The sequence below is a fragment of the Mesorhizobium sp. M1A.F.Ca.ET.072.01.1.1 genome (assembly GCF_004023325.1).
In the GTDB taxonomy this organism is placed as follows: domain Bacteria; phylum Pseudomonadota; class Alphaproteobacteria; order Rhizobiales; family Rhizobiaceae; genus Mesorhizobium.
In genome coordinates, this window is record NZ_RZSF01000305.1 from 1 (window position 1) to 8151 (window position 8151).

The window sequence follows — 8151 nt, forward strand, 5'->3', positions numbered from 1 at the left end:
CCTCTGCGATGCGTAATCTCCCCCCTTGAGGGGGAGATGTCGCCGAAAGGCGACAGAGGGGGTCGCCGCGCATGGAACGCCAACCTTCATCTGCACATCGCAAGCCGAGTCCGGTCGAACCGACCCCCTCTGCCTGCCGGCCATCTCCCCCTCAAGGGGGGAGATTACGCGTCGCTCCTGTCCCCTCTCTCCGCTACCTCCCCAGCACCAGTGCCCAGTAGCGCAGGCTGGGATCGCGGCCGTCGCGCACGTAAGCCAACCCGAAGCGGCTGAAATCCGGGTCGAGCATGTTGCGCCGGTGGCCGTCCGAATGCATCCAGATGTCAAACAGCTTTTGCAGGTCGAAACGTCCCTCGGCGATGTTTTCGCCCGCGGCGCCACGCACGCCGTTGCCCTTCATGCGCGAGGCGAAATCCTTGCCCCAGCCGGTCGTGTGGCTCATGCGGGCGCGCGACGCCATGTAGCCGGCCTGCTGCAGCGCCGCCTGTTCGAGCTGCGCGTCCGGGATGAGCGCCGGCAGTCCGGCCGATGTGCGGATTGTCCTCAACGTGCCTGTGGCGGAAGACGACACGCCGGCGGCTTCGCCGGTCGGCAGCTGGACGCTGGTGCAGGCGGCAATGCCGCCGAGCGCCGCAAGGCCGACGGTCTTGAGCAATGTGCGTCTGTCGAGATGGGGGGAATCGGTGGTCAGGCTGGTCATCCGGCCTCTGATACCGGCGATCGTGGCTTTTGCCGGGCAGCCGATGAAAATCGCGTTATGCGGCGACATCCTCCGGGAGATCGGTTATCATCCCGGCGTTCTAGAAGTGGCAGCCACGGGCGGGCCACCCAGGCGGTGACCGCCCCCCGAGCGATACGGAGGACGGTTATGGCTGGTTTTCATGTCATGGCGGACGCGCAAGGGCTGCATGTGCAGCCCACGGTGCGCCACATCACCACGTCGGATCTATGGGACGCGCTAAGGCTCGGCGCCGAGGATTTCTGGGCCAAGCCCTCGCACTACGTGTTCCTGTGCCTGATCTATCCGGTCGTCGGCCTGATCCTGACGCGGTGGACCTCCGGCTCGAGTGCAATCCAGCTCGTCTATCCGCTGATGTCGGGCTTTGCATTGATCGGTCCCTTCGCGGCGATCGGCCTCTACGAGATCAGCCGCCGGCGCGAGCTCGGCATGAGCAGCCGCTGGCACCATGCGCTCGACGTGCGCCGTTCGCCGGCGCTGCCCTCGATCGCGGCGATCGGCGTCCTGCTTTTCGCGCTGTTCCTTCTGTGGCTGTTCACCGCGCAGTCGATCTACACCAGCCTGTTCGGCGCGGAGCCGCCGGCCTCCGTCGGAACCTTCCTGAGCGACGTGCTGACGACCGACAAGGGCTGGACGCTGATCCTGCTCGGCAACGCTGCCGGCCTCGTCTTCGCGATCGTGGTGCTCGCCACCACCGTGATTGCCTTCCCGCTGCTGCTCGACCGCGATGTCGGCGCCGTCTCGGCGATCGAGACTTCGGCGCGCGCCGTCATGGTCAACCCGCTGCAGATGGCGCTCTGGGGCCTGACGGTCGCGGTGCTGCTGGTGATCGGCTCGATCCCGCTGTTTGCCGGCCTTGCCGTCGTCATGCCGGTCCTCGGCCACGCGACCTGGCATCTCTATCGCAAGGTGGTGGAGCCGCAGGATATCCGGCCCATCCGCCGGCCGATGTAGGCCGCGCCGGCTCGAACAAAGCAGACGTCCCGAAGCGGTTTACCGAGCCTGGTTCATGAAGATGTTCTTGAGGTCGCTCAAGGGGGCGGCTTTCGTGGCCGGGCTTTGGGTTGTCGGCTGCATTGATACTACGCGTGCCAACGCTGACGAGTTGGTGCATTTTGAAAGCGCGGCCGTGAAGCCGACGCCGTTTCAGGAGCGCATTGCGCAACAAAACGGGCGAGCGCTCCAGGCCATTCCCGGCACGGCATTGAATGGGTATCTGACGCGACCGCCGGGTGAGGGGCCGTTCCCGGCGGTCGTCGTTCTCCATGGATGTTCGGGCCTATTCCCAACTGTAGAGAAAACCTGGTCGCAGCGGCTGTCTTCCTGGGGTTACGTCGTACTCGTTGTCGACAGCTTCAGCACGCGCGGTATTCGCGAGACGTGTGATCACGGCCTGCTCACCGATGGCAGCCTGTTTGCTGATCGCGTTTATGACGCCTACGGCGCCTTGGAGTTCCTGTCCAAATTGAGTTTCGTCGACCCGCAGCGCACAGCGTTGATGGGGTTCTCCGCCGGTGGGATCGCAACGCTCGAGGCCGTGCAACTTGGCGGCGCCGAGCGGCTGATGGATCGCAAATTCAAGGCGGCTGTCGCTTACTATCCGAATTGTTCGGCTACGAATGGCGACGTGGCGGTCCCGACATTGATCCTGATCGGCGAGCTCGACGATTGGACCCCCGCCAAAAATTGCCGGGAAATGATGGCGCAGCGCAGCGGCAAGGGCAGCGCCGTGCAGCTTGATGTCTTCAAGGGCGCTCGCCACGCCTTTGCCTCCCCGTCATTCAAGACGGGCACCGAGCAGTATGGCCACCGGGTGGAGTACAACGCAGCTGCGGCCGAAAAATCGGCAAGCGACGTCCACACGTTTTTGAAGCAGGCCTTCAGCGGATAACAGCCATAGCCCTGATCATCCGATCTCAGCGCTGCGCCTCGGTCGCCATCTTCAAAGCCAGCGCCGTCAGCACAGTGCCCATCATCCAGCGCTGGACGACCAGCCAGAACGGCCGTCCGGCGAGGAAGGTGGCGATCGAGCCCGCTGTCACGGCGATGATGGCGTTGACGGTCAGGCTGATCGAGATCTGCGTCACGCCGAGCACCAGAAGCTGCGACAGCACATGGCCCTTGGCCGGGTTGATGAACTGCGGCAAGAGCGACAGATAGAGCACCGCCACCTTCGGATTGAGCAGGTTGGTCATCAGCCCCATGACGAACAGCTTGCGCGGCCTGTCCTTCGGCAGCTCGCGCACCTGGAATGGCGAGCGGCCGCCGGGCCTTAGCGCCTGCCAGGCGAGCCACAGCAGGTAGAGCGCGCCGGCAAAGCGCAGCGCGTCATAGGCATAAGGCACGGCGAAGATCAGCGCGGTGATGCCAAAGGCCGCGGACACCACATAGAACAGGAAGCCCAGCGCCACGCCGCCCAGCGAGATCAGCCCGGCCCTCGGCCCTTGCGACAGCGAGCGCGAGATCAGATAGATCATGTTCGGGCCGGGTGTGAGCACCATGCCAAGGCAGATCAGCGCGAAGGTCAAATGGTTGGCGGCGTTGGGCATGCTCGATCTCCAGCACCTGCGGCAGGGAAGGTCCGATGCCGGCGGGTACGGACATGTGCCTTGTGCCGCGCACGAGCGCAAGGGACTTGCCGGCGCCGGTCGTTGCGCCAGGGCGGGCAGCGCCGCAGGCTTTGGTAGCCTTTCTACTCACCGACGATCGAGGCTGCCGGACGAGGCGAGGTTATAGGATCGGCATGACGAAGGACGATCTTCCACGCGCCTTTCTCCCGCCGAAATATAGTGGTGGTTCGAAGTGCGATCGAAACAAGCTTGTCGCTGCCGCCGACCTTGGATCGGACCCGCTCGATCTCGATGATGTAACCCAAGTCGGTCGTTGCGTACTCGGAAATTCGGTCGAAGCCGATAACCTCTCCGTCTCGGTAGTTGGTAGCGGCACGGTCCATCGTTTCGGCAGCCTTCTTCCATCCTTTTGCCGGCGGGCCGAATGGATTGGCGATGACGACGTCATCCCGTTGTGAGAAAAGACTTTTCAATGGTTTGGGATTGCCCTTGACGAAGGCATCCAGGGCTAAATGATCCTGCTCGATGAGTTTCGCGAGGTCTGACAGCATCTCAGCATCCTCCGATGAAGGGGAAAGAGAATACTATCTGAAATCAAGCCCCTGATCCTGCCTTTTCGCTTCTTGGCGCGCCGGCGTTAGTTTATGTCCCTTACCCCACCACGCGCAAATTCGATAGCTCGTTCGCAATCTCCTTGAAATTGTCGGACAGCGTCGCGCCGGTTGCATTCCAGAAAAGCTTGGCGGGCTTGCTGGGGTCGGCGGGATCCTTGCGGAAGCGGGAGTCGGATGAGCAGGTCTTCAGGGCGTCCATCGCCTGCTTGTCGCCGGCGTCGGTCGCGGACATGTCGAGCGCAACCGTCATCACCATGATGTTGGCCGCCTTGGCGTGGTCGCAGAGCTTGGCCATCTGCTCGTTGAGCGCGTTGGTGTAGTTGCCCGAGGAATAGTTGAACTGGCCGATGTCGCTGGAGGTGCCGCCGAACAGGCGGGTGACCGAGGTGCCTTTGTAGCCGACGCCGGTATAGCCGTAGGCCGCATAGGTCGATTTGTTGCCGGCCGGATCGGAGTTCACCGTCGAATAGGTGTTCTCGCCGTCGGTAAGCACGATGACGACCTTGTCGTTGCCGCGTTCGGTCTCCGGCCGCCCTTCGGTGAACGGCGCCCCGCTGGAAACGGTGCGCCAGCCCCAGGCCATGCCTTCCGGCACGTTGGTGTTGCCGTTGGGCTGCATCAGGTCGACAGCCGCCTTGATGGCCGCCAGCCCGTCCGCAGTGGTGACGTCGGTGAGCGGCGTGACCGGCGTCGTGGTGCAGCTATAGTTGGGACCGGCGCCCGTTGCCAGCACCGGCGCATTGATCGGCCGCGGCATGAAATATTTGGCCATGTTGGATTGGCGCGTCTTGCCGGTGGTGCTCGACGGATCGTCGTTCCACCAGCTGTTGGCGGCGCCGTAGGTCGCGGGGTTCGGCTCGTCGGGATCCTGCGTCACCTTCCAGTGGTTGCCGGGTTCGTCGGGCGCGAACATCGGCACGAACATGGTCGCCGGGTCGCCGACCCCGATGCCGGTGTTGTTCGGCCCGCCGGACGCAGGCGTATCGTCGACATTGTAAGGGTAGGGACGCACTTCGACGCAGCCCTGCCAGCTCGCGAACGGGCCGTAGGTGTCGTTGTAGTCGTATTCGTTGTGGCTTCGCTTGCAGGTGTTGTTGGACCGGTATTCGTCGCAGACGACGCGCTTGCTGCCGACGATGCGCTCGTGGCTGGTGACCACCTTCATGTCGCGATAGAGCGAAAAGCGGGTCAGTGCCTGGCCTTCCTCGGTTCCCCAGCCGGTGCCGTTCTTGTACCAGATGCCGTTGATCTTCTGGGCGTTCTTGTCGGCGGCGTTGAGTGTCGACCAGTCGAAATTCTCGTTGGCGATCGGCGACAGCCCGTAGACATCCATCCAGGAGGCGTTGTCGTTGTCCGGCCCGAGATTGACCGAAGCCGCGAAGGGCACCAGGCTGAACTGGACCGGCTTGTCGATCTGCTTGATCTGCGCCGCCTGCTGCGCAAGCGTGTCGACCAACTGCTTGGCGGCCTGTTTGAGCAGGTCGATGCGCTTCTGCCCCGTGCCGGATCCTTTCGTCGACATCGAGCCCGAATTGTCGAGCACCATCGCCACTTCCAGTGTGTTCTTCAAGCGCACCTGTGACTTCATCTCGAGCTCAACGGGCTTTTTCGCGTCGACTTCGTCGACGCCAACGAGCATTGCCGAAGCCGGATAGAAATAGGGATGGTAGGTAAGCGTGGCGCTCATTGTCAGCAAGCCGCCGCCGGCCTGGCTGGTGGGTAGGGTGATGTTGAGCGCTACGTCCGCGGGGTCGATGGTGTTGAGGTTGGCGTTGAAGAAGTCGACGGCATAAGCCTTGATCTGGTCGTCGGTGGCGCCCTCCGCCAACCGCCTCGCGGCGGCAAAGTTCGCCGCATCGAGCGCATTCAGCACCATCTGCTTTTGGCGGTTGAGTTCGGTGAAATCGACTGCGATTGCCAGGGCGCCCATCAGCGGCACCATGGCGATCGCCGTCACCAGGGCATAATTGCCACGCCGGTCGCGGCAAAAGCGAAGCCAGAATTCGCGCATCTTCGGCAAGCGGCCCTGCATGTGCTTCACTGCGTCATCACCGTCTCGGATGGCCGTTTGTTGAAGGCGCATTTGCCGGTCACGGTGTAGAAGAAGTCGGCATTGGAGACCGGCGCCGGCACCGCGTTGCCACCGTCCTCCCATGCCTGGTAGCTGGTCTCGCCGCAAGGCACGACGCTAAAGATGTCGACCTTCTGCCCGGTCGCGATCTCGGGCATATCGGTCTGGCTGGTGCCGATATAGAGCCGGTTCGAGGTGGTGGCATCATTCGACTGCAGCGTCTGCGGATTGCCCGAGGGCACCTTCATCTGCAGATAAAGCTGGTTCATCTGGCTGACGTCGATGGCGGCGCCAGGGCCATTGGCCGGGTAGGTGGTGGTCGTGCAGGTGGTGTTGAAGTAGATCGTCTTGTTGGTTCTGGTGTCCTTGGTGCTGCCGGGGATCGATCCCGCCACCGGATTGGTGAACGCGGTGGTCGAGCCTGTCGTCGTGCACGCCTGCTGCTGGACCTTCGTCTCTGTGCTTCCATTCACCGTGTAGACGGTAGTGGTTCCATAGCCCTTCGGCTCGCCCACCGTGTAGGTGTTTTTGCCGGATGTGTAGCTGAATTTGTAGTTGCTGTAGGTGTAGTCGATCCTCATCAGACTCTGTGCGTTCGTCTGGCCGAACTGGGTGCCGTAGAGATACATGGTCTTGTTCCAGTAGCCCGACACTTTCGACACCTTGAAATCGGCCTGCACCAGCGCTGGCGTCTTGCGCACCGAGGAGCCGACGCCGATCTGCACGGAATCGATCTTCGCTATTCCCATGAAAGTGGTCGGCATCGGATAGCTTGCTGTGGCGCTGAAGGCCGCCGTGCCGTCGGCGGCGACATCGACGCTCTTCAACGTCACTGTTCCCAGCCCGCTATTGGCCGCATAGGCATCCTGCAACGCCGCCTGGCGGGCTGCCTTCGTGGTCGTGGTGTCCATGGTGGTGATCGATAGGATCGCGGCGTCTAGCGCGCTTTGCATGTTGCTCCTAGTCGTCACCGCCGAGGTGTAGTCGACGGAGAAGCCGATTGCGAGCAGCAGCGACATCATTACCATGACAACGATAGGCATGAGTGAGCCGTCGCCGGAGCGAAGGAATTGCCTGATCGTTCCAGCGGCTCTGCGGGCCGGCGGGGCGTAGTTGCCCCGCTTGTCGCCTATAAATCTGCCGATCATTGCGCTCAGCCCCCGCAAAAGACCCATACCGGTATACGACCATGGTCCTAGTTCGGTGCTACCATGGTCATATATCCTTAAATTTCAGCTTGCTCGAAACGTTCAAGCACGCACCGCCATTTTGACGGCGCGTTAACCCTGCGCTTCCGAGCGGGCGTGCTCGCGGCTCGTCCCGGCGGTGATGGCGAAAGCTGGTGACAGGATGGAGCGCTTCGGTTATGCGGGACCGGCCATGGCGGCCTCCGAACCAAAAAGGATGGCTGTCGCGGCTTTGCCTAGACCAGTCTCAGGATAACGGCATGGCGGATTCGCCAAACATCATCGCTTCGCTCACCGATCTGACGGAAAACTACGCGGCCATCCTGTGCGACGTATGGGGCGTGGTGCACAATGGCGAATGGCACTTCCCCGTCGCCGCGGAGGCGCTTGCCCGGGCGCGCGCGGCAAAAGTGCCGGTAGTGCTGATCACCAATTCGCCGCGGCGCAGCGCCGACGTCGTTGCGCAGATGCATGCGATCGGCGTTCCGGCAGATGCCTATGACCGTGTCGTCACCTCGGGCGACGTCACGCGCGACTTGATCGCCGAGGGTCCGAGAAAGATCTTCCACATCGGGCCCGAGCGCGACTTCACCCTCTATGACGGCTTGGACGTCGAACTCGTGGAGGAATTCGAAGCGTCCGGCGTCGTCTGCACCGGGTTCTACGACGACGAGGTGGACAAGCCCGCCGAATACGCGGAACTGCTGCAGCGGCTGCGTGCCCGCAACCTGCCCTTCATCTGCGCCAACCCCGACATTCTGGTCGAGCGCGGCGAGCGCACCATCTGGTGTGCCGGCGCGCTGGCGCGCGACTACGCGCAGCTTGGCGGCCGCACGCTGATCGCCGGCAAGCCTTTCGCGCCGATCTACAACCTCGCCATGAAGGAGGTCGCCACCGTCATTGACGTCTGGGACGTCGAAACCTTCGACAGCGAGTTGCGCGGCGACCTCGACGCCCACATCGATGTCTG

At 62.8% G+C, this 8151-nt stretch carries 8 protein-coding genes; 3 read left to right on the forward strand and 5 right to left on the reverse strand.

Annotated elements, in window-relative coordinates; all coding sequences use genetic code 11:
• Positions 1 to 193: 193 nt before the first annotated feature.
• Entirely contained in the window at positions 194 to 700 is a 507-nt protein-coding gene (locus EOA32_RS29460) for a CAP domain-containing protein (RefSeq protein WP_066996688.1), read from the reverse strand.
• 168 nt (positions 701 to 868) lie between these two features.
• On the opposite strand from EOA32_RS29460, the gene EOA32_RS29465 reads away from it, so the two are divergent.
• Together EOA32_RS29465 and EOA32_RS29470 are read left to right on the forward strand one after the other, a co-directional pair.
• Positions 869 to 1693, forward strand: coding sequence for a DUF2189 domain-containing protein (locus tag EOA32_RS29465; RefSeq protein WP_128373594.1), 825 nt, complete (start codon positions 869 to 871; stop codon positions 1691 to 1693).
• Between the two features lie 55 nt (positions 1694 to 1748).
• Positions 1749 to 2630 (forward strand): dienelactone hydrolase family protein, encoded by an 882-nt coding sequence (locus tag EOA32_RS29470; protein ID WP_245499421.1) that lies wholly within the window; start codon positions 1749 to 1751, stop codon positions 2628 to 2630.
• Between the two features lie 25 nt (positions 2631 to 2655).
• On the opposite strand, the gene EOA32_RS29475 is transcribed toward EOA32_RS29470, so the two are convergent.
• The 4 genes from EOA32_RS29475 to EOA32_RS29490 all read right to left on the reverse strand — a co-directional run bounded on the left by EOA32_RS29475 (position 2656) and on the right by EOA32_RS29490 (position 7037).
• On the reverse strand, positions 2656 to 3288 hold the full coding sequence (locus EOA32_RS29475; protein ID WP_128373595.1) for a LysE family translocator: 633 nt from the start codon (positions 3286 to 3288) through the stop codon (positions 2656 to 2658).
• 143 nt (positions 3289 to 3431) lie between these two features.
• Positions 3432 to 3860, reverse strand: a complete 429-nt coding sequence (locus EOA32_RS29480) for a nuclear transport factor 2 family protein (RefSeq protein ID WP_095778372.1) — start codon at positions 3858 to 3860, stop codon at positions 3432 to 3434.
• Positions 3861 to 3960: 100 nt separating this feature from the next.
• Positions 3961 to 5934 (reverse strand): pilus assembly protein, encoded by a 1974-nt coding sequence (locus EOA32_RS29485; protein ID WP_189407462.1) that lies wholly within the window; start codon positions 5932 to 5934, stop codon positions 3961 to 3963.
• A gap of 26 nt (positions 5935 to 5960) precedes the next feature.
• Positions 5961 to 7037 carry a pilus assembly protein TadG-related protein gene (locus EOA32_RS29490; RefSeq protein ID WP_245426282.1) on the reverse strand — a complete coding sequence of 359 codons (1077 nt, stop codon included), beginning with the start codon at positions 7035 to 7037 and terminating at the stop codon, positions 5961 to 5963.
• Between the two features lie 404 nt (positions 7038 to 7441).
• Here EOA32_RS29490 and EOA32_RS29495 point away from each other — a divergent pair.
• Positions 7442 to 8151 (forward strand): TIGR01459 family HAD-type hydrolase (locus EOA32_RS29495; protein ID WP_128373596.1); only part of this gene is annotated, 710 nt, incomplete at its 3' end.